This is a genomic window from Microthrixaceae bacterium (genome assembly GCA_023957975.1).
GTDB lineage: Bacteria > Actinomycetota > Acidimicrobiia > Acidimicrobiales > Microtrichaceae > JAMLGM01.
Window position 1 is genome coordinate 306,538 of record JAMLGM010000003.1, and the last position, 20,481, is coordinate 327,018.

16 protein-coding genes are annotated in these 20,481 nt (G+C 66.5%); 4 read left to right on the forward strand and 12 right to left on the reverse strand.

Annotation, left to right across the window (positions count from 1 at the left end; all coding sequences use genetic code 11):
- Window positions 1-24 precede the first annotated feature (24 nt).
- The 12 genes from aspS to ruvC all read right to left on the reverse strand — a co-directional run bounded on the left by aspS (window position 25) and on the right by ruvC (window position 14,356).
- Window positions 25-1,851, reverse strand: coding sequence for an aspartate--tRNA ligase (gene aspS / locus M9952_06390; GenBank protein MCO5312551.1), 1,827 nt, complete (start codon window positions 1,849-1,851; stop codon window positions 25-27).
- 17 nt (window positions 1,852-1,868) lie between these two features.
- Window positions 1,869-3,152, reverse strand: a complete 1,284-nt coding sequence (gene hisS / locus M9952_06395) for a histidine--tRNA ligase (GenBank protein MCO5312552.1) — start codon at window positions 3,150-3,152, stop codon at window positions 1,869-1,871.
- 207 nt (window positions 3,153-3,359) lie between these two features.
- Entirely contained in the window at window positions 3,360-5,564 is a 2,205-nt protein-coding gene (locus M9952_06400; protein MCO5312553.1) for a bifunctional (p)ppGpp synthetase/guanosine-3',5'-bis(diphosphate) 3'-pyrophosphohydrolase, read from the reverse strand.
- Between the two features lie 39 nt (window positions 5,565-5,603).
- Window positions 5,604-6,125, reverse strand: a complete 522-nt coding sequence (locus M9952_06405) for an adenine phosphoribosyltransferase (protein ID MCO5312554.1) — start codon at window positions 6,123-6,125, stop codon at window positions 5,604-5,606.
- Window positions 6,126-6,206: 81 nt separating this feature from the next.
- Window positions 6,207-7,400 carry a protein translocase subunit SecF gene (gene secF / locus M9952_06410; protein ID MCO5312555.1) on the reverse strand — a complete coding sequence of 398 codons (1,194 nt, stop codon included), beginning with the start codon at window positions 7,398-7,400 and terminating at the stop codon, window positions 6,207-6,209.
- Window positions 7,397-9,349 carry a protein translocase subunit SecD gene (secD, locus tag M9952_06415; GenBank protein ID MCO5312556.1) on the reverse strand — a complete coding sequence of 651 codons (1,953 nt, stop codon included), beginning with the start codon at window positions 9,347-9,349 and terminating at the stop codon, window positions 7,397-7,399. The genes secF and secD overlap by 4 nt, the downstream gene beginning before the upstream one ends.
- Before the next feature lie 69 nt (window positions 9,350-9,418).
- Complete coding sequence (gene yajC / locus M9952_06420; GenBank protein MCO5312557.1) at window positions 9,419-9,748, reverse strand: preprotein translocase subunit YajC; 330 nt, start codon at window positions 9,746-9,748, stop codon at window positions 9,419-9,421.
- Window positions 9,749-9,803: 55 nt separating this feature from the next.
- Entirely contained in the window at window positions 9,804-10,919 is a 1,116-nt protein-coding gene (tgt, locus tag M9952_06425; protein MCO5312558.1) for a tRNA guanosine(34) transglycosylase Tgt, read from the reverse strand.
- A 16-nt stretch (window positions 10,920-10,935) separates the two neighbouring features.
- Window positions 10,936-12,078 carry a tRNA preQ1(34) S-adenosylmethionine ribosyltransferase-isomerase QueA gene (gene queA, locus M9952_06430; GenBank protein MCO5312559.1) on the reverse strand — a complete coding sequence of 381 codons (1,143 nt, stop codon included), beginning with the start codon at window positions 12,076-12,078 and terminating at the stop codon, window positions 10,936-10,938.
- The gene (gene ruvB, locus M9952_06435) at window positions 12,071-13,192 is read right to left on the reverse strand and encodes a Holliday junction branch migration DNA helicase RuvB (protein MCO5312560.1); all 1,122 of its coding nucleotides are present in this window, start codon (window positions 13,190-13,192) and stop codon (window positions 12,071-12,073) included. Before ruvB ends, queA begins: the two co-directional genes overlap by 8 nt.
- Window positions 13,193-13,214: 22 nt before the next feature.
- Window positions 13,215-13,844, reverse strand: coding sequence for a Holliday junction branch migration protein RuvA (gene ruvA, locus M9952_06440; GenBank protein MCO5312561.1), 630 nt, complete (start codon window positions 13,842-13,844; stop codon window positions 13,215-13,217).
- On the reverse strand, window positions 13,841-14,356 hold the full coding sequence (ruvC, locus tag M9952_06445; GenBank protein ID MCO5312562.1) for a crossover junction endodeoxyribonuclease RuvC: 516 nt from the start codon (window positions 14,354-14,356) through the stop codon (window positions 13,841-13,843). The genes ruvA and ruvC overlap by 4 nt, the downstream gene beginning before the upstream one ends.
- Window positions 14,357-14,520: 164 nt before the next feature.
- Between ruvC and M9952_06450 the strand changes: the two genes are divergently transcribed.
- From M9952_06450 to M9952_06465, 4 genes are all read left to right on the forward strand, one after another.
- On the forward strand, window positions 14,521-16,023 hold the full coding sequence (locus tag M9952_06450) for an HNH endonuclease (protein MCO5312563.1): 1,503 nt from the start codon (window positions 14,521-14,523) through the stop codon (window positions 16,021-16,023).
- 605 nt (window positions 16,024-16,628) lie between these two features.
- On the forward strand, window positions 16,629-17,813 hold the full coding sequence (locus tag M9952_06455) for an alpha/beta hydrolase (GenBank protein MCO5312564.1): 1,185 nt from the start codon (window positions 16,629-16,631) through the stop codon (window positions 17,811-17,813).
- 176 nt (window positions 17,814-17,989) lie between these two features.
- Entirely contained in the window at window positions 17,990-19,648 is a 1,659-nt protein-coding gene (locus M9952_06460) for an acyl-CoA synthetase (protein MCO5312565.1), read from the forward strand.
- A gap of 10 nt (window positions 19,649-19,658) precedes the next feature.
- The gene (locus M9952_06465; protein ID MCO5312566.1) at window positions 19,659-20,465 is read left to right on the forward strand and encodes a ubiquinone/menaquinone biosynthesis methyltransferase; all 807 of its coding nucleotides are present in this window, start codon (window positions 19,659-19,661) and stop codon (window positions 20,463-20,465) included.
- The last annotated feature ends 16 nt before the right edge of the window (window positions 20,466-20,481 follow it).

Genomic DNA, 20,481 nt, shown 5'->3' on the forward strand with positions numbered 1-20,481 from the left:
CGGGCCGTCGGCCCGTCGGCAGACTCAGTCGGCAGCCTTGGGCAGCAATCGCAGGCCCAACTCATCGAGCTGGGCGCGGTCGATCTCGGTGGGGGCCTTCGTCAGCGGATCGCCGCCCGACTGGGTCTTGGGGTACGCGATGACCTCGCGGATGTTCTCCTCGCCGACCAGCAGCGCGACGATTCGGTCGATCCCGAACGCGAACCCGGCGTGCGGCGGTGGGCCGAACTTGAACGCATCGAGCAGGAACCCGAACTTCGACTGTGCTTCCTGCGCCCCGATGCCCAACAGTTCGAAGATGCGGTTCTGAATGTCGGCGCGGTGGATACGAACCGAACCCGAACCGAGTTCCCATCCGTTCAACACCAGGTCATAGGACTGACTGCGCACCTTCAACAGGTCCTCGGGGGTTCCGTCGAGCAGACCCCAGTCCTCCTCGTTGGGCATCGTGAACGGGTGGTGGGCCGACACGGGCTTACCGGTGGCCTCGTCGATGTCCTCGAACAGCGGGAAGTCGACGATCCACAAGAAGTTGAGTCCGCCTTCGTTCACCGGGGGACGGCCGATTTCCAGGCGCAACAGTCCGAGCACGTGGCGGACCTTGATCCGTTCATCGGCGACGATCAACAACAGGTCGCCGGTCTGCGCCTCCGTCGCCGAGACGAGCGCGGCAAGTTCGTCGGCGGACAGGAACTTGGCGACCGGGCTGTCGAGTTCGCCCCCCTCCTTCACCCGCATCCACACCAGGCCCTTGGCCCCCCAGCGTTTGGCCTGATCGGTGAGATCGTCGAGACGACTGCGGGTGAACTCGGAACCTCCGGGAACCCGGATGCCCTTGATGCACGGGGCCTTGAACGCGTTGAACCCGGTGTTCGAAAACACCTCGGTCAGCTCGATCAGTTCGAGGCCGAACCGCACGTCGGGTTTGTCGGAGCCGAAGCGCTCGACCGCCTCGGTCCAGGTCATCCGAGGGATCTCTCCGATGTCGTCGCCCGTCACCGACTTCACCACCGCGGCGACGGCGTGGCTGATCGCCGCGAACACGTCTTCCTGGCTCGCGAAGGACATCTCGGCATCGAGCTGGGTGAACTCGAACTGACGGTCCGCTCGCAGGTCCTCGTCGCGGAAACACCGCGCGATCTGGTAGTAGCGATCGACCCCACCCACCATGCAGAGCTGTTTGAACAGCTGCGGCGACTGGGGCAGTGCGTAGAACGTGCCGGGCTTCTGGCGGCTCGGCACGACGAAGTCGCGAGCGCCCTCGGGGGTCGAGGCGATGAGCATGGGCGTTTCGACCTCGAGGAACCCCTGCTCCTCCATCGCCGACCGAATGGCACTGTTGACCTTGGCCCGGGTGCGCAGATTGCGCTGCATCTGCTCGCGACGAAGGTCGAGGTAGCGATGGCGCAGGCGGATCGTCTCGTCGATCTCCTGGCGGTCGTCGAGCTGGAACGGGATCGGCTCGGAGGTGGACAGGATCTCGACCGTGCAGTCCTTCAGCTCGACCTCACCCGTGGCCAGATTCGCGTTCGCCGTCCCCTCGAGCCGCGCGCTCACGGTGCCGGTCACGCTCACCACGTACTCGCTTCGCAGATCCGCGGCACCGTCGACGACGCACTGGGTCAGGCCCGTGTAGTCGCGCAGGTCGATGAAGGCGAGGTGTTCGCCGTGCTCGCGGCGCCGGGCCACCCAGCCAGACAGCGTGACAGTCTCACCGATATTCGCGGCCCTCAGCTCCCCACAGGTGTGGGTGCGAAACGCGGTCGTCAACGACGGCCGAGCGACACTCGTCGAGGCGGAGGTGCTGGCGGGCGCGGGGGTGCTGGCGGGCGCGGAAACAGAGTCGGTCACGCAGCGAGCCTACCGGCTCAACCAGCGTCGATCTGCACCCGCCGGCGCAGCACGTCGACGATCTCGCCACGCGGCACGGTCGTCTGTGCCCCCTCGTGGTCGCTCGAGCGAAGGTCGCGCAACGACACGACGCCGCCGGCCCGTTCATCGTCGCCGACGATGATTCCCCACCGCGCTCCCGAACGATCCGCCTGTTTCATCTGCGCCCGCAGCGATCGCCCGCCGTAGGCCCGGTCACACGACACTCCCCCACGACGGAGCTCCAACAACAGGTCGCGCCCGTGGGAACCGTCGCCTCCGAGTTCGACCACGAACGCGTCAACCGTCAACTCGGGCGTCTCGAACACACCCTCTCGATCGCATGCCAACAGGATCCGCTCGATTCCCGACCCGAACCCCACACCCGGCAATGGCGGGCCGCCGAGGGATTCCACCAGTCCGTCGTAACGCCCGCCCCCGCCGATCGTCGACTGGGCTGCGTCCATTGCCTCGCTGATGATCTCGAACACCGTGTGGGTGTAGTAGTCGAGGCCGCGAACCAACCGCGGATTGAGCGTCACTGGAACCCCGGCCGCGGCCAACCCTTGTTGAACCCGGTCGAAATGGGCGAGCGCAACCTCCGACATCGACTCCATCAGGGTCGGCACCCCGTCGAGCGCAGCGCGGGTCGCCGCTCGCTTCGAGTCGAGGACGCGCATCGGATGCCGGTCGATCTTGGCGGCATCCTCGGGGTCGAGATCGCCGACGCGTCCGTTCAGAAACGCTCGCAGGGCGTCCATGTAGCGCGCACGGCTCTCGGGGTCTCCGATCGAGTTCAGCTCCAACCGGAGCTGCGACAGCCCGAGCGACCGGTAGAAGTCCCACAGGCCGACGATCAATTCGACGTCCACGTCCGGCTCCGCCGCACCGAAACACTCCGCACCGAGCTGATGATGCTGGCGATAGCGCCCGGCCTGGGTGTTTTCGTGGCGGAAGTGCTGGGAGAAGTACCAGACCTTGAAGGGGGTCAGCGGCCGATGCTGGATGACCGAGCGAGCCACCCCCGCCGTCGACTCGGGCCGCAACGCGATATGGGTGCCGTCGCGGTCGGTGAAGTCGTACATCTCCTTGGTGACGACATCGGTTCCCTCACCGACCCGTGCGAACACCGCAAGCTCTTCGAGAATCGGAGTCTGAATGTACCGATATGCGCTTCGACCGAACTGCTCGGCAAAGCGGCTGATGAGCTCGAGCCAACGCTGGGAGGTCGGGGGCACGAGGTCGTGCATCCCCTTGAGGGACTGAAAGGTCGGTGCGGCCACGGCGTCACAGGCTAGTGCCCTGTCTGCGAACCTCAGGGCGACGACCGGGCCAGCGTTGCCTCGCTCCGACTCTGCCATGGACTGGGCGCGCCAGCGGGTCACATCCGACCCGCCAGCGCGCCCAGTCCTGTCCGCCAGTCCTGTCCGCCCGCCAGTCGTGTCCGCCAGTCCTGTCCGACCCGCCAGTCGTGTCCGCCGGCCGACCCGCTATTCCCGGGTGCCGGACCGATAGGCGTCGTACACCGAATCGATCTGGCGCAGGGTCGACAGGATCGCGTCGAGATGGCTCGGATCGCCGAGTTCGAACTCGAAGCGCATCTTCGACACGCGATCGGCCCCGGTCGAGGCGTTGCAGCTCAAGATGTTGACCTGCTGGTCCGCCAGCGACAGCGTCACGTCCTGCAACAGACGGCTGCGGTCGAGCGCCTTGACCTCGACCGCAACGGTGAAGGTGCCCGTCGACTGCTCGTCCCAGGAGACGTTGATCAGTCGTTCGCCGTGGCTGTGCGCCAGCGAGGCCCCGGTCTCACAGTCCGCCCGGTGCACCGACACCCCCCGACCCCGGGTCAGGAACCCGATGATGCGATCGCCAGGAACCGGAGTGCAGCAGCGGGCGATGCGCACCAGTTCGTCGTCGTGACCCTCGACGTGCACGCCCACGGCGTGGCGGCGTTTGCCGCGCGAGGACACCGCCCCGGTGGAGATGACCTCGGTCTGTCCCTCCGACACCCCGCGCTTTTCGGTCGAGAGTTTCGCGACGACGTCGGCCGGGTCGATCCGGCCCTCGACGAAGGCACGCAACAGCGCCTCGAAGGATGCGACCCCGAACTGGGGGGCCAACGCGTCGAGGGTCTCGTCGGTGGCGAGGCGGCGAACCGCCGGCGGCTCCGCCCGAAGCGACTTCGCCAACAGCTCACGGCCGGCCTCGACCTCGTCCTCACGGCGCTCGCGGTTGAACCACTGCTTGATCTTCTGCTGTGCCGACCGGGTGGCCACGAACTCGAGCCAATCGAGCGACGGGCCGGCGCCGTCCACCTTCGCTGTGAAGATCTCGACGGTGTCGCCCGACTGCAGCTTGTGGTCGAGGGTGACGAGCCGACCCCCAACCCGCGCGCCGATACACCGGTGCCCGACCTCGGTGTGGATCTGGTAGGCGAAATCCACCGGGGTCGAACCCTTGGCGAGGGTGTGGACGTCGCCTTTCGGCGTGAAGACGTAGACCTCGTCCTGTTCGAGGTCGGTCTTCAGGTTCGCCATGAACTCCTCCGGGTCGAGCAGCTCGCGCTGCCAGTCGACCATCCGGTTGAGCCAGGGCAGATCCTCCGGCGGCGCGCCCGCACCTTCCTTGTAGACGAAATGCGCGGCGAGGCCTGACTCGGCGCGCTGGTGCATCTCCCGGGTACGGATCTGCACCTCGAGGGGCTTGCCCTGCGGACCGACGACGGTGGTGTGCAGCGACTGGTACAGGTTGAACTTCGGCGATGCGATGAAGTCTTTGAACCTCCCCACCACCGGCATCCACGCCGAGTGAATCGCGCCGAGCGCGGCGTAGCAGTCCTTCTCGGAGTTCACGATGACCCGCAACCCCACCAGGTCGTAGATGTCGTCGAACTCCTTGCCGCGAAGCACCATCTTGTCGTAGATGCTCGACAGGTGCTTGCTGCGCGACGTGACGTCGGCCTGAATCTGCACGAGCGCCAGCCGTTGGCGCAGCTCCTCTTCCACCTGGGTGAGATAGAGCTCGCGCTCCGGCGCACGGGTGGCGACCATGTGATCGATCTCGGCGTAACGCTTCGGGTGCTGTGACGCGAAACACAGGTCCTCGAGCTGCTGTTTCAGCTCACCCATCCCGAGGCGATGCGCCAGCGGGGCGTACACCGCGAGCGTCTCGTTCGCCGTCTTGTTCTGCTTGTCCGCCGGAAGCGCCGCAATCGTTCGCATGTTGTGAAGGCGATCGGACAACTTGATGACCAGCACCCGGATGTCGTCGGCCATCGCCACGAGCATTTTGCGAATCGCCGCCGCCTGTTGGGCCTGCTTGGAATCGAAATGGATTCGATCGAGCTTGGTCACGCCGTCCACGAGGCGCGCGACCTCCGGACCGAACTGCTCCGCAAGGTCGTCGAGGCTCACGTCGGTGTCCTCGACCGAATCGTGCAACAGCGCCGCACAGATCGTGTCCTCGTCGAGGCCGTAGGAGGCGACGATCGTCGCGACCGCGAGCGGGTGGGTGATGTAGGGCTCCCCCGACTTTCGCTTCTGCCCCTCGTGCGCGATCGCCGCCACCTCATAGGCGGACTGGATCTTGTCGGTGTGGCCCCGCGGATGAGCGGCGCGGTACTGCTCGATCAGTGGTGCGAGAGCTTCGATCGGTGGCTGCTGATTGCGCCTCCATGGAAGAACTCGAGTCATCGTCGCCATCGCGTCGCTCCGGGGTCCGCTCGGATGGGGTCAGTCGTAGGTCACGATCGACGATACGGCAACATCGGGAACTCGCGACCTCCCACCGAGGCCAACCAATTCCACGAGGAAGCTCGTGGCGACGACCGTCGCTCCGACACTGCGTAACAACGCCACCGCAGCGCCGGCTGTTCCCCCGGTGGCCAAAACGTCGTCGACCAACAGGACCCGTTGGCCGGGGCTGACCGCGTCGCTGTGGATCTCGAGCGTGTCGGTTCCGTACTCGAGGGCATATTCCTGGCGGTGAACGTCGCGCGGCAGCTTGCCAGGTTTACGCACCGGCACGAACCCGACTCCGAGCCGAACCGCGACCGGGGCGGCGAACACGAAGCCCCGGGCTTCGATGCCGGCGACCACATCGACCTTTCCGAAGAACGGCTCGGCGATCGTGTCGATGGACGAGTTGAATGCCGACCCGTCGGCCAACAACGGAGTGATGTCACGAAAGGTCACACCGGGGGCCGGATAGTCGGGAAGGTCCGTGATGAAACGCGAGAGGTCCTCTGGGGTCATGGGCGCCGAGCGTAGCGGCACCCGCTGCGGGTCCTCGCCCACCGATCGGCGGCGCGGGCGCCGGGCACCCGCGCCACAGACTCAGCGCTTCTTGCCCTGCTTGCGCGGACGCGGCGGCACCGCTCGGTCGTACTTCTGTGCCAACTCCGCCGTGGTCGCGGCCTGATCGACGGAACGCTCCACAGCCCCGACCTTCGCAGTCTCGCGACGGCGGGTGGCCCCTTCGGGAACCACGCCGACCTCCCAACTGTCCACCTTGGGGATGTGATCGGCCTCGGCCTCGATACCCCGGGCACGTGCGCGCGAGCGAACCCGGGAATACGCAGGCTCGCGTTCTTTGAGCCACACCAGCATGGGAGCGGCGACGCCGATGGAGGAATACACCCCGATCGCCAAACCGATGATGAGCGCCAACGAGAAGTCCATCATCGTCGGCTGACCGAACATCAGCCCGCCCACGATGAAGATGGCCAGCGGCGGAAGGATCGCAACCATGGAGGTGTTCACCGAGCGCATGATCACCTGGTTGAGCGAGCGCCTCATGATGGCGTTGTAGGTGTACTTGCCGCTCGGGTCGTACTTGGCGGCGTTCTCCCGCACCCGGTCGTACACGACGATCGTGTCGTACAACGAGAACCCGAGAATGGTCAGGATGGAGATGACCGTCGCCGGGGTGACCTCGAAACGGGCGATGGCGTAGATGCCGACGGTGATCAACACGTCGTGGGCCACCGCGAGCAGGCCCGACACCGCCATGCGCCACTCGAGGGTCCAGGCCATGTAGCCGGCGATCACGATGAAGAACACGATCAGCGCCCGAACCGCGTCGCGGGTGATCGACTTACCCCACGACGGGCCGATCGTGTTGGTGCCGATGTCGGTGACGTCGATCTGGGCGTCGTCGGGAGCGCTGGAGTTCGCGGCATCGGCGAGGGCCTGGCGGATCTCGTTCGACTCCGAAATGTCTTTCGCAGCAGTCGCCTGCACGCGAAGGATCGACGTGCCCTCGGCGTCGGTGATCCGCTGAATCTTGGCGCCACCAAGCTTGTCGAACGATTCGAGTACCTGCTCGGCCTGATCGCTGGAGATGTGTTTGGAGGGAACCTCCCAGACGGCACCACCTTTGAAGTCGATCGACAGGTTGAGACCCCAGATCGAGATCACCACCACCGACACGACCGTCGCCGCCGCGCTGACGAGCATCATCCAGCGCCACAGGCCGGTGAAGTCGAAATCCGTCTGAACCCGATAGAGCTTCTTACGTGTGCTGCTCATGCGGACACACCTCCCTCCACGGGACCCTGCTGTCGCACCTCGTCCCTCGTCGGTGGAACCGAAACACCGAACAGCGCCGGCCGGTCACCCAGCTTCGAACGCACCGACAACAGGGTCGCCGGGCGGATGAACGTGTAGGCCAAGATGAGGTCGAGCAGCGTCGTGACCGCGAGGTAGAACGCGAACCCCTTCACCGCGCCGACCGACAGCGCGTAGAGGATGACCGCTCCGATCAGCTGGCTGACGTCAGCCTTGATGATCGTTCCCCACGCCTGATCGAAGCTCTTTTCGACGGCTCGGCGGAAGTTGCGGCCTTCCGACACGTCCTCTTTGACGTTTTCGAAATACACGATGGAACTGTCGAGCGACACGCCGATCGACACGATGATGCCGACGATGCCGGCGAGGGTCAGCGCCAACCCCTGGGTTTCACCGAGGAACCCGACCACCGCCCACAGCATCGCCGCGGTCACCAACAGCGAGCCGATCGTGATCAACCCGAGGATGCGGTAGTACGCGACCATGTAGATGATCACGACGGCGAGACCGATGAGACCAGCGATGATCCCAGCGCGAAGCGCGCCTTCGCCGAGGGTGGCCGAAACGAACTGCACGGTCTGAGGCTCAAGTTCGATCGGCAACGAGCCGTAGCGCAGCGCCAGCGACAGGTCGCGGGCCTCCTGTTCGGTGAACCCGCCGGCGGCCGAGTTTCCGGAAATCGTGATCTGATCGCGGGTGTAGCTCGCCGCCTGAATGACCGGGGCCGATATCACCTCACCGTCGAGCACCACGCCGAGCTGCCCGGCCTCGGCCCCGACGGCGGGACAGGTTGGCTGGCCGGCGTAACACTGCGCCGCGGCCTGATTGAACAGGTCGATGCCGTCGGCGCCAGTCTTGAACTTCGGCATCACCACCCACTGACCGTTCTGCAGGCTCGGGGTGGCATCTTCGATGGCGCGACCGGTCAACAGCGTCGGGCCGAGTTGGTAGATAACCCGGTTGCCGTCCTTGTCGGGGGTGCCGAAGAGCGTGACGGGCTGATCGGCCTTGTCGTCCTCGGGGGCCGTGATCCCACTCGAGGCCGCCTCGATCGAGTACTCGAGGCCGAGCAGTTCGAGGAAATCCTCGTCGCTCACGTCGATTCCGAACTGGTTCGGAACGGTCGTGGGCGGGCTGGCGGGGTCCGTGGTCGGCGCCTCGGTCGCCGGATCTGCGGCGGGGTCGGCTGCCGGGTCCGCGGCAGGGTCTGCTGCGGTCGTCGGGGCCGCGGTCGTCGGGGCCGCGGTCGTCGTCTGCAACGGGGCCTTGCGGCCACCGCCGGTTCCGTCGCCGGAGACCGCGGCCGTGGTCGGCGTCGACTCGCTGCCCTCGGTGATCACGGTGCCGTCGTCGGTGGTGATCTGCCCACCATCCTCGGCGACGAGGCCGTCGGTGCCGGTCGCATCGGTGCCCGTCGCGTCGGTTCCGGTGATCCCGTAGGACTCGTTGTAGATCGACTCCGCCGTCACGCCCTCGGGAACGTTGAACTGCGCACGGAGCTTGGCCACACGCTCCTCGGCGTCGGCCGGAGGCGCATTGGTCGAGGCGGCGACGAGCGGGCGGAACCGCAACTCGGCCGTACGGCCGACGAGTTCGAGCACCTGCTCCTGATCCTTGCTGCCGGGCAACTCCAACACGATCGTGGAACCCTGGACGCTGATCTCGGGCTCGGCCACACCGATGGCGTCGACGCGGGTCTGGATGATCCGCTTCGTCTGTTCGAGGGTGTCGGCCGAAATGTCGGTGAGCTTCTCGCCGTCGGCCACCGGCTGCAGCACCACCGACACTCCACCTTGGAGGTCGAGGCCGAGCACGGGCTTCCAACCGGCGATGATCACCGCAACGCACGCTGCGATCGACAGCACCGTGGTCAGCAGCAGCGGGATGCCGCCGGAACGCTTCTTCGCCATGTATTGCCTTCGCTGTTCGTCTGAGTGTTTCGGGGGTGGTGACGTCGGGTCCGTGTGGCCCCGTTGGCGTCAGGACTTGTCGGGCTCCGCAGCGTCCGCGGACACCTTACGGGCGATGGATGCTCGGGTAACTCGAATGACCGCGTCGGTGTCGACCGAGAGATGAACGATCGGCTCGTCCGATTCGATGTAGCTGATCGTGCCGTAAATGCCCCCGCTGGTCACGACCTCGTCGCCCACGGCCAGGCTGTCCATCAACTCTGCGTGCTGCTTGCGCTGCTTTCGCTGCGGCACGATCAGCATGTACAGCAGCGGGATGAAGATGATGAGCGGAAGCAGTGCCCCAAGGCCGCCGCCGGAGGAGTTCTGTGCGAGCAGGGTTGCGAGATTGGTGGTCACGAAGGGTGCAGCCTAGTGCCACGTGTGCGTTCCGTGGTGGTCCTGGCCCCGGGCGCTACTGCCAGACCGCCGCGACCTCGGCGCGCAGATCCGACAGTGTGCCGGCCCCGATCGCGGCGCGAATGTCGTCCATGAAGCCGAGCAGCCAGGCGAGGTTGTGCAACGTGCACAGGGTCGCGGCACTCGGTTCGTTGACCGCGATGAGGTGACGAAGATATCCACGGCTGTAGCGCTCACACACCTGGCAGCCGCACTCGGGGTCGAGCGGGTCGTCGCTGCGGATGAACTCGGCGCGCTTGATGTTGAGTTTGCCCGCTCCGGTGAGAATCGTGCCGTGGCGTGCCAGACGGGTGGGCAACACACAGTCCATCATGTCGACCCCCCGTGCCACCGCTTCGATGATGCCCACGGGATCGCCGAGCCCCATGAAATAGCGCGGTTGATCGACGGGAAGGTGTGCGAGCGCCGCGTCGAGCGCCGGCAACATGACCTCGCGGGACTCACCGACCGACAGCCCGCCGATCGCATAACCGTCGAAGTCCAACTCGACCGTGCGTTGGGCCGACTCGACGCGCAGGTCGACCTCGGTGCCTCCCTGCACGATTCCGAACAAGGCTTGACGCTCGACGATGTCGGGTTTGTCGAAGGTGCCGTGACTGCGCCGCGCCCGCGCCGCCCAGTCGGCGGTGGTCTCCAGCGCCGCTCTCAGCGAGTCGCGCGAGGCGGGAAGCGCACTGCACACATCGAGCACCATCTGAATGTCGGCGCCGAGCAGCTCCTGGATGCGCACCGCGTCCTCAGGGGTGACACGGTGGTAGCTGCCGTCGTAGGTCGACTGGAACGTGGCCCCGTCCGCATCGACCTTCGGGTTGAGCGAGAAGATCTGAAATCCGCCGGAGTCGGTGAGCATGTGCCCACCCCACGTCTCGAACCCGTGCAAACCACCGAAATGGTCGATCACGTCCGCTCCCGGACGCAGCATCAAGTGGTAGGTGTTGCCGAGGATGATCTCCGCTCCGAGGTCGTCCATGTCGCGGGTTGTCACCGCCCGCACGGTGCCACGGGTTCCGACCGGCATGAACACCGGCGTCTTGAAGCTTCCCCGACGGGTCCGCACCGTTCCGCTTCGGGCGGCCCCGTCGGTGGCCTCGATATCGATGTGCAACTTCACGTGATGCCCCTTTGGCTCAACGGCGGACCAACCGCTCGGATGCGTCCGACCGGCGCCCCAAGAGCATGGCGTCCCCGAACGACAAGAAGCGGTATCCGTTCGCCAGTGCGTGAGCGTAGAGGTCTCGCCAGTGCGACCCGGTGAAGGCGTCGATCATCACGAGCAGGGTCGAGCGGGGCAGGTGGAAGTTGGTCAGCATCGCGTCGACGACCTTCCAGTCGAACCCCTCGGAAATGAACAGGTCCGTGGCGCCCGAGAGCTCGCCGCGGGCCGCCGCCGACTCGAGTGCGCGCACGGTGGTGGTACCGACGGCGACGATGCGACCACCCCCGGCGCGGGCGGCCTCGATCGTGCCCCACGTGTCAGGCGGCACCCGGTAGTGCTCGACGTGCATGGTGTGCTCGCCGATCACCTCGGTCGTCATCGGCCGGAAGGTGCCGAGGCCGACGACGAGTTCGACCCGGACGATCGGCACCCCCAGGGCCTCGATCCGTCCGATCAGCTCGGGGGTGAAATGCAGCCCCGCCGTGGGCGCCGCGGCGGAACGCGGTTCGTTCGCATAGACGGTCTGGTACCGATCGGGGTCGTCGAGATGTGCCGCTCCGAGGTAGGGCGGCAGCGGCATTTCCCCGGCGTCGTCGAGCGCTGCCAACAGGGCCTCGCGGTGGGGCACCTGCGCATCGACGAGCGGGCGCACGCGGCGGCGCCCCTCGCCGAGATCCTCGCCGAACTCGAAGGTGAGGTGCTCGTCGACGGAGTGGGTCGTCCCCGGCTTCAGCTTCGCTGATGGCCGAGCGAGCGCCTCCCACCATCCCTCGCCGAGCGGTTCCAGCAACAACACCTCGGCCGATCCCCCGGACGACCGCTCAAAACGCACCCGTGCCGGGAGCACCTTGGTGTCGTTCACCACGACCACATCGCCGGGGGCGAGGAACGTGTCGAGGTCGGCGACCACGCGATCGAGCGGTGGGCGCGCGGCATCGAGGGAAACGAGCATCCGCGCCGAGTCGCGCGGTTCGACGCCGACGGTGGCAATGTGCTCGGGTGCCAGTTCGTAGTCGAAGTCGGAAACCGGCCGCGAGCCCACCGGCGGGAGGTCTGCCGGCGGGTTGCCCGCCAGCGGGTTGCCTGCCGGCTCATTGCCTGCCGGCTCAGTCATCGGCCGCGGTGGGCTCGTCGAACAGGCTGGGCGAGCCGACCTGCAGTTCGGCCGATGCCGGCGGCGTCAGACCGATGTGGCGCCACGCCGCGGGAGTGGCGACGCGGCCGCGCGGGGTCCGCATGAGCAGCCCCTGTTGGATGAGGAACGGTTCGTAGACATCCTCGACCGTCTCGGTGGGTTCGGCGACCGCGATCGCCAAGGTCGACAACCCGACCGGCCCCCCGCCGAACAGCTCACACAGCGCCACCAGCACTCCCCGGTCCACCTTGTCGAGCCCCAGATGATCGACCCCGAACAACTCGAGCCCATCCGACGCGACCTGGGTCGTGATCGCGCTGTCGGCCTCGACCTCGGCGAAATCGCGAACCCGTCGCAGCAGTCTGTTGGCGATACGCGGTGTTCCCCGACTGCGGCGGGCGATCTCGTGCGCTCCCCGGCCCTCGATGCGGGCACCCAGGATGTGAGCGGCGCGGGTGACGATGTTCTCGATGTCCCTCGTCTCGTAGAAATCGAGCCGGGCGACAAGGCCGAAGCGATCGCGTAGGGGCCCGGTGATCAGCCCGGTGCGGGTGGTGGCGCCGACGAGGGTGAACCGCGGTAGGTCGAGACGGATCGAGCGGGCGGCCGGGCCCTTGCCGAGCACGATGTCGAGTTGGAAGTCCTCGACGGCCGGGTACAGCACCTCCTCGACGGTGCGGCTGAGACGGTGAATCTCGTCGATGAACAAGACATCGCCCTCCCCCAACTTGGTGAGGATTGCGGCGAGATCACCTGCACGCTCGAGCGTCGGGCCGGAGGTCACGTGCAACTGCACGTCCATCTCGTTGGCGATGATGCCCGCCAACGTCGTCTTTCCGAGACCCGGTGGGCCGGCGAAGAGGAGGTGGTCGGCCGCCTGCCCGCGCCGGCGCGCCGCCTCGAGGATGATGTTCAGACGTTTCTTGAGCTCCGCCTGGCCGACGAACTCGGCCAGTGTCCGCGGCCGCAATGCTGCCGCGTCGAGCGCTGCCTGTGAGGCGTCGCCTGCCCCGACGAGCGCGTCGAGTGAATCGGTCACCTCATCGGCAGCGTCCTGGTCGGTGTAGTCGGGGTTCAGCAGTTCGTCGCGCATCGTGTCGCCTCTTCAGCCTGGATCAGCTCGCCGCCAGCGCCTGGAGGGCTTGGCGCAGCAGGGTCGATGCGTCGCCCTCGAGTGGCAACGTCTTGAGTGCTCTGGCCACCTCGTCGGTGGAATATCCGAGGCCCGACAATGCCTCGCGGACGTCGTGATGCGCCGCCGGACCGGCGTCAGCGCCAATTCCAGGCGTGGCTCCCGCGGCCGAACCGTCCTCGCCTCCCACAGCTCGCAGGTCGATGTCGCCGAGTTCGAGGCGCGACTTCAGTTCGACGAGCAGCCGCTGCGCGGTCTTCTTGCCAACTCCCGGCACGGTGCACAGCGATGCCAGGTCGTCGGTTGCGAGCGCGAGCCGCAGCGAATACGGCGAGAGGGTCGACAAGATGGCGAGCCCGAGCGACGGTCCCACACCGTGGGTGCCGATGAGCGTTTCAAACGTGTCGCGTTCCTCGCGTGTGTGGAACCCGTACAGGGTTTGGGCCTCCTCGCGGATGTGGTGGTGGACCCATACGAACGCCTCGGCCCCCTCGGCGCCGAGCGCACCCGAGGTCGCCGGGGTGGTCGCAAGCCGATACCCGATGCCGCCGACCTCGATGACCACCTCGGTGCCCTGCCGGTCGAGCAGCACGCCACGCAACGACCCGATCATCGAATCGCCTCACGTGCTGCGTTCGGCCGGGCGGGGTCAGGGTTGTAGGCGATGTGACACAACGCCACCGCAGCGGCATCTGCGGCGTCGGCCGGACGCAACACCTTGTCGTGGCCGAGCAGGCGGCGGACCATCTCCTGTACCTGTTCCTTTCCAGCCGACCCATAGCCGGCGACCGCTTCTTTGACCTGGTTGGGCGAGTATTCGACCACGTCGCAGCCACGATTCGCGGCCTCAGCCATGATGATGCCACTCGCCTGCCCGACGGGGATCGCCGTCGAGACGTTGTTTTGAAACAGCACCCGCTCGATCGCCACGGCAACCGGCGGAAACTCGTCGAGCAGGCCGATGACGTCGCGCTGCAGCATCGCGAGACGCCGGGGCGTCGCCATGTCCGGGGGCGTTCGAATGACACCGATCGCCGCGGCGACCGCCGCTCCACTTCGCCCCTTGGGGGTGAGCACGCAGTAGCCGCAACGCGACAATCCGGGATCGATTCCAAGCACGAACACGCGTACGACACTAGCCGCGGATGGCTGCACGGTCGCGTTTCGCCCTCTTCAGGATCGTCAGCGCTGATGAATACGGCCGTTCTGGCGTGGGATCCGGCGCTTCCGTTTCTGGGTTTGGCTGTCTCGGGGCTTCGTTGTCGGGGGTCGCGTTTAGTGTCATACATATGTTCGAGGGCTTCGACACCGACCTGAATAGCCTGGGTTCCGGGATCGACGATGTTGCGGTGTTGTTCGAGCTGCAACGCCGTTTGGATCTGCACATGATCGACGCGCTCGGGGAGTTGGATGCTGTTGGGATGACCGACGTCGTCGAAGGTTTGTCCACCAAAGCGTGGGTGTCCAAGACCGCCCGTTGTTCGGGGGTGACCGCCGCGCGTCGGGTGTCGGTGGCTCGGGCGGTGCGGCGCCGGTATCGGCCCGAGGTGTTGGACCGCCTGCGGTCCGGGGTCGTGGGGTTTGATCATCTGGTCGTGATCGGCCGGTGGTCGAACCCGCGTATCGAACCCACCTGGTCCGACAACGCCGGACCCATGTTGGATTTGGCCGAGCATTTGACGTTCGCGAAATGGGAAAAGATCATCGCCGCGTTGGCACGCCTCGTCGACACCGACGGCACCGAACCCGCCCCACCAGCCGAAGAATCCTGGCTCGACCTACGCGACATCCACGGCCCCGACGGTGTCATCGGTGTGGAAATCGTCGGAGAGTTCTTCGGCGACTACGCCGAAGTCGTACGCCAAGCCATCAACGACGCCACCGCACGTCACCGCAAACAGGTTCGAAACGACGCTGAACAATTCGACCGGTCACCGACAACCTCAGAATCCCAACTACGCGCGAAAGCGTTGATGGACCTGTGCCGTTTCGGCACCCAGTTCACCCTGTCGGGTAACTACCGGCCAGGAACCGCAGAAGTGTCAGTGATTCTGCAGGCCGACGAACACGGCCAACCACGCGCGTATTCGCCTACAGGCGATCCACTCACCGCGGACGTGATCGAACGCATGATGTGTGACCCAGAACTACGCGCTGTCCTGTTGGACTCGTTGGGCCAACCGCTCGATGTCGGCCACTCCGTGCGATTGGCGACCGACGCTCAACGCGCCGCGTTGGCGGCACGCGACGGGGGGTGTTGTTTCCCCGGCTGTGAGGCACCCGCACAACAAACCGAAGCCCACCACGTACGCCACCACCGCAACGGCGGCTCCACCGCAGTGAACAACCTGGCGTGCCTGTGCCGACACCACCACGGCCTGGTGCACCGCGTCGGCTGGGCCATGCACATCACCACCGACGGATGGACCCTCTACACCCACCCCTGTGGCATCACGATCTGGGGTCAACAACACGGCGTACAACGCCAAGGCCCCATCCCCGAAGAACTCGCAGCAGAACCCGAACCCCCGGCCCGACCGAAGGTGAAAGTCCGCGGCGGAACCGTCGATTTGGCCGACGCGATCGCCACCATCCGACGCCGTTACGACCGCATGGCCGCCACCCCCAACACCCGCATCCACCGACCCCACGACGCCCGCCGGTCAAGCACAGGCCGAGGCTCAGGCGGGACCCGAAGCGGAACTGGCGGCAGGAGGGCCGGACGACGAGCCACCGCCAGGCAACTCTCCCTCACCCCGACCAAACCACCCCAACCACCGATACGCCAATGAACCGACACGTCAATGGCCCACCCACCGGAGTCTCCCCACCAAGCGTCGGTAAAGGCGCTGACACCGACGCGCGCCCGAACCCGACCGGCCCGCGTGTTGACGTGATGATCGTTCCTCATAGGGTTGTGCGCGTGCCGAGTCCCCGTCCCGACCGTTTGACGTCGCACCCGCCAACCACCGCTCCCGTCCCGACGGAGGCCCTCGGTCCCACTCCGACTCCAGTCCGCTCGGCCACTCACGACACCACTCACGCCACTGCACGCGCCTCCATACACGCCACCCCACGCGTCTCCGCGTTCTCCGTGCTGCCCACCGCGGTCGTCGCCCTCGTCACCTTCGTTGCCCTCGTCGCTTCGGCATGCACGGGCGGCTCGGACGAGGCGACCGCCTCGGCCCCCGACACCACGTCGGTTTCCACCGTCGCGAGCGGCGACATCGACGGCTGGACCCCCGACCCGCTGGTTTGGCGCACGTGCGAGTCGAGTCGCCGCCACCACTGCGCCACGCTGGTCGTTCCGTTCGACTGGTCCGACCCCGATGGCGAAACCATCGAACTCGCGGTCGCCCGGCTGCCCTCTACGGGCGCCAACGTCGGGTCGCTCATCATGAATCCGGGCGGGCCCGGCGGCAGCGGCGTGCAATTCCTCACTGGATCAGACTTCAACGACACGCTCACCGACTCATTCGACCTCGTGAGCTGGGACCCTCGTGGCGTCGGAGACTCCACAGCGCTGAGCTGCGCCGGACCAGACACGCTCGAGGAGTTCCTCGCGAACGACCCCAGCCCCGACGACGAGGCCGAACGCGCCGCACTCGACCAAGATGCCCGACGCATCGCGGACGATTGCAGCGGATCCGGATCACCTCAGGCCGATCTCGCGAAGCACATCGGCACCGACAACGTCGCCCGCGACCTCGAAGCGCTGCGCCTCGCCCTCGGCGACGAGTCGCTCAACTACCTCGGGTTCTCCTACGGCACCATGGTGGGCCTGCGCTACCTCGCAGCGTTCCCAACCCACGTGCGAGCGATGGTCCTCGACGCCGTGGTCGACCCGACCGAGCACCTCGAAACCTGGCTCCTCAACCAGGCCACAGCATTCGAAACCGCGCTCCAGGCCACCTTCGACGAGTGCACAACCAAGTGCCCCGTCGACGACCTCGCCGCCGCCTACGACGAGCTCCACGCCCTCGTCGAACGAGCACCGGTCCCCGCCGGCAACGGCCGAAAACTCGGACCCGCCGAACTCGAAACCGCTGCGATCTACATCTCCTATAGCGGCGACGCCTCGATGGAATTCGCCCGGGCCGTCAGCGAAGCGCTCAACGATGGCGACGGAACCTCCATGTACGAGATCGCCCAGGGGTACTACGACCTGTCCGGGTACGCCGCCTACGCAGCGGTGGAGTGCGTCGACTCCGAACACCCCGTCGGTTCCGAGGCCTACGCCGCATTCACCGACCGAGTCATCGCCGCCGCGCCTCGGCTCGGCGCCTCCGTCGCGTCGGAGCTGTTGCCCTGTGCCTTCTGGAACGCCCCCGTCGCCTCCGTATCGGGCCCCGTCACCGGCGACGGATCGCCGCCGATCCTCGTCGTCGGCAACACCGGCGATGCCGCCACCCCGTACTCGAACGCAACGAACGTCGCCGACATGCTGACTAACGGCGTGCTCGTCACCTACCACGGCAACGGTCACACCTCCTATGGTCGCTCGTCGTGCATCGACACCATCGTCGAGCGTTACCTCATCGACCTCGAGGTTCCGACCCAGAATCCGCAATGTGGGAAGTGAGCCCTGCAGGTGAGCGCTGCAGGTGAGCGCTAATCGTAAACCCGGCGAGTTGCTCGACCGCTGCCGTGGCCGCACCGTTTCTGACGGCCCGTCAGAAACGGTGGGACGATCGTCTAGAATCGCGGTCCGGCCACCGCCGTCGCTACCGCCGCATCTATCAAGGGGAGATCGCGTCCATGGAGTTCAACCTCGCTCAGGTGTTCGATGCGCTGGCAGACGCGCTCGACGACCGCGTCTGTATCAAGACCGCGAAGGTGACTCGCACCTACGCGGAGATGGGTGAACGGACCAGTCGCTTCGCCAATGCACTGCGAGCCCGCGGCCTGAGCGTGCACGCCGAGCGCAGCGATCTGGCGAACCACGAGTCCGGCCAGGATCACGTGGCGTTGTATCTCCACAACTGCCCCGAATACCTCGAGGGGATGATCGGCTCGTACAAGGCCCGTGCGGTGCCGTTCAACGTCAACTACCGCTACGTGGCCGAGGAACTCGAGTACCTCTTCCGAGACTCGAACGCGAAGGCCGTCGTCTTTCATTCGCGCTTCGCGCCCACCCTGGCCGACATCCGAGATCGCCTCCCCAACCTCACCGTCTTCTTCCAGGTCCGCGACGAATCCGAAAACGACCTGCTCGAAGGCGCCGAATGGTACGAGGACGCGCTCGCCGAAGCGTCACCGGAAATCCCCGAGGAACTGCGAGCCTCCTGGTCTCCCGATGACCTCTACATCCTCTACACCGGCGGCACCACCGGCATGCCCAAGGGCGTTCTGTGGCGCCAGGCCGACATCTTCTGCGCCGCAATGGGTGGCCGCCCCTACGGAAGCGCCGACGAACTCGAGTCGGTGGACGCCGTCGTCAAACAGGCGCTCGGCGGCGGAATTACGATCCTGCCGGCCCCGCCGTTCATGCACGGCGCCGCCCACTGGACGGCCTTCATCTGCTTCACCCAGGGCGGAACGATCGCGCTTCAGGGGGTCGTCGACCGCCTCGATGCCGTCGACATGCTCACCTCGATCGAACAACTCGGCGTCAACACCATCGTCCTGGTGGGCGACGCGTTCGCCCGGCCGATCATCGACGAGATCGAACGGGGCGATTACGACCTCAGCTCGCTGTTCGTGCTGACCAACGGCGGCGCGGCGATGAGTGTCGGCGTGAAGTCCAAGCTGCTCGAACTGCTGCCGACCGCGATGATCATCGACGGCATCGGCAGCTCCGAGACCGGCCAGCAGGCGTACCAGGTGTCGAGCGCCGGCAGCGAGATCGCGAGCGGGACCTTCAGCCCGACCCCGGGCGCTTGCGTGATCAACGACACCTTCGATGCGCTCATCTCCCCCGACGACGACACGGTCGGCTGGCTCGGCCAACGCGGTCGCGTGCCGCTCGGCTACCTCGGCGACGCCGACAAGACCTCGCGCACCTTTCCGGTCATCGACGGCGTGCGCTACTCGATTCCGGGCGACCGCGCCCACTACACGCTCACGGGGCCGATCGAGGTGCTCGGCCGGGATTCGGTGACGATCAACTCCGGAGGCGAGAAGATCTTCGCTGAAGAGGTCGAGGCCGCCCTCGCCCCTCACGCCGACGTGTTCGACGTGGTCGTGTGCGGCCGACCGAGCGAACGCTGGGGCAACGAGGTCACCGCCATCGTCCAACTACGCGAAGGCGCCGCCGCGGATGAGGCCTCGCTCCTCGCCGAGGCACAACGCCACATCGCCCGCTACAAACTGCCCAAGGCCTTCGTGTTCGTCGACAAGATCGAACGGTCCCCTTCCGGCAAGGCGGACTACCGGTGGGCGAAGGGGCTCGCGGCCGACGACCTCAACGCCTCCTAGGCTCGCGGAGGTGACTCCCCGAACCACGTCTGAGAACGCTCCCGAGAACGCGCCCGAGAACGCTTCGAGCGTCGCGCCGTCGAACGCTTCGAGCGTCGCGCCGTCGAACGCTTCGAGCGTCGCGCTCGACCCTGCGCTGCCCCAGGGCGAGGACAAGGCCCGCGCCGTTCAGGAGATGTTCGACACGATCGCCCCGCGATACGACCTCGTCAACCGCATCATGACCTTTCGCATGGATGTCGGGTGGCGTAAGCGCACCGTTTCGGCCCTCGGCCTCGTCCCCGGTTCGGTCGTGGCCGACGTGGCCTGCGGAACCGGTGATTTCTGCCATGAGCTCAGCGCGAAAGGTTTCGTCCCCGTCGGTGTCGATTTCAGCTTCGGCATGTTGGCCGCCGCTCCGAAGCCGTTCCCTCGGGTTCAGGCGGACGTGTTGGCGCTGCCCTTCGCGGATGGCGCCATCGACGGCATCACGTGTGGATTCGCCCTACGCAATTTCGTCACCCTCGACGGGTTCTTCGACGAGTTGGCCCGCGCCGTGCGCCCCGGAGGCCGCATTGCACTCGTCGACGCCACCACCCCGCCGAACCCCATCATGAAGTTTGGCCACGGCATCTACTTCGGCAAGGTCGTGCCGCTCATCGGCGGGCTGATCTCCGACAAGGCCGCCTACGCCTACCTCCCGAAGTCGCTCGCCTACATGCCCGAGCCGGACGAGGTGCTCGCCATGTTGCGAGCCGCAGGGTTCGGCGACGCCGAGCGGCGGCTGCTCAGCGGCGGTATCGCGCACCTGTTCACGGGCACCCGCAACCGGGACTGAGCCGTGTCGGCCCTTT

What these genes read in the sequence shown, in the direction of transcription:
- M9952_06450 (MCO5312563.1), top strand. Translation starts at nt 14,521, where the DNA reads ATGTTCGAGGGCTTCGACACCGACCTGAATAGCCTGGGTTCCGGGATC.
- M9952_06400 (MCO5312553.1), bottom strand. Translation starts at nt 5,564, where the DNA reads ATGACTCGAGTTCTTCCATGGAGGCGCAATCAGCAGCCACCGATCGAA.
- M9952_06405 (MCO5312554.1), bottom strand. Translation starts at nt 6,125, where the DNA reads ATGACCCCAGAGGACCTCTCGCGTTTCATCACGGACCTTCCCGACTAT.
- queA (MCO5312559.1), bottom strand. Translation starts at nt 12,078, where the DNA reads ATGACTGAGCCGGCAGGCAATGAGCCGGCAGGCAACCCGCTGGCGGGC.
- M9952_06460 (MCO5312565.1), top strand. Translation starts at nt 17,990, where the DNA reads ATGGAGTTCAACCTCGCTCAGGTGTTCGATGCGCTGGCAGACGCGCTC.
- M9952_06455 (MCO5312564.1), top strand. Translation starts at nt 16,629, where the DNA reads ATGAATCCGGGCGGGCCCGGCGGCAGCGGCGTGCAATTCCTCACTGGA.
- ruvB (MCO5312560.1), bottom strand. Translation starts at nt 13,192, where the DNA reads ATGCGCGACGAACTGCTGAACCCCGACTACACCGACCAGGACGCTGCC.
- secD (MCO5312556.1), bottom strand. Translation starts at nt 9,349, where the DNA reads ATGGCGAAGAAGCGTTCCGGCGGCATCCCGCTGCTGCTGACCACGGTG.
- secF (MCO5312555.1), bottom strand. Translation starts at nt 7,400, where the DNA reads ATGAGCAGCACACGTAAGAAGCTCTATCGGGTTCAGACGGATTTCGAC.
- ruvA (MCO5312561.1), bottom strand. Translation starts at nt 13,844, where the DNA reads ATGATCGGGTCGTTGCGTGGCGTGCTGCTCGACCGGCAGGGCACCGAG.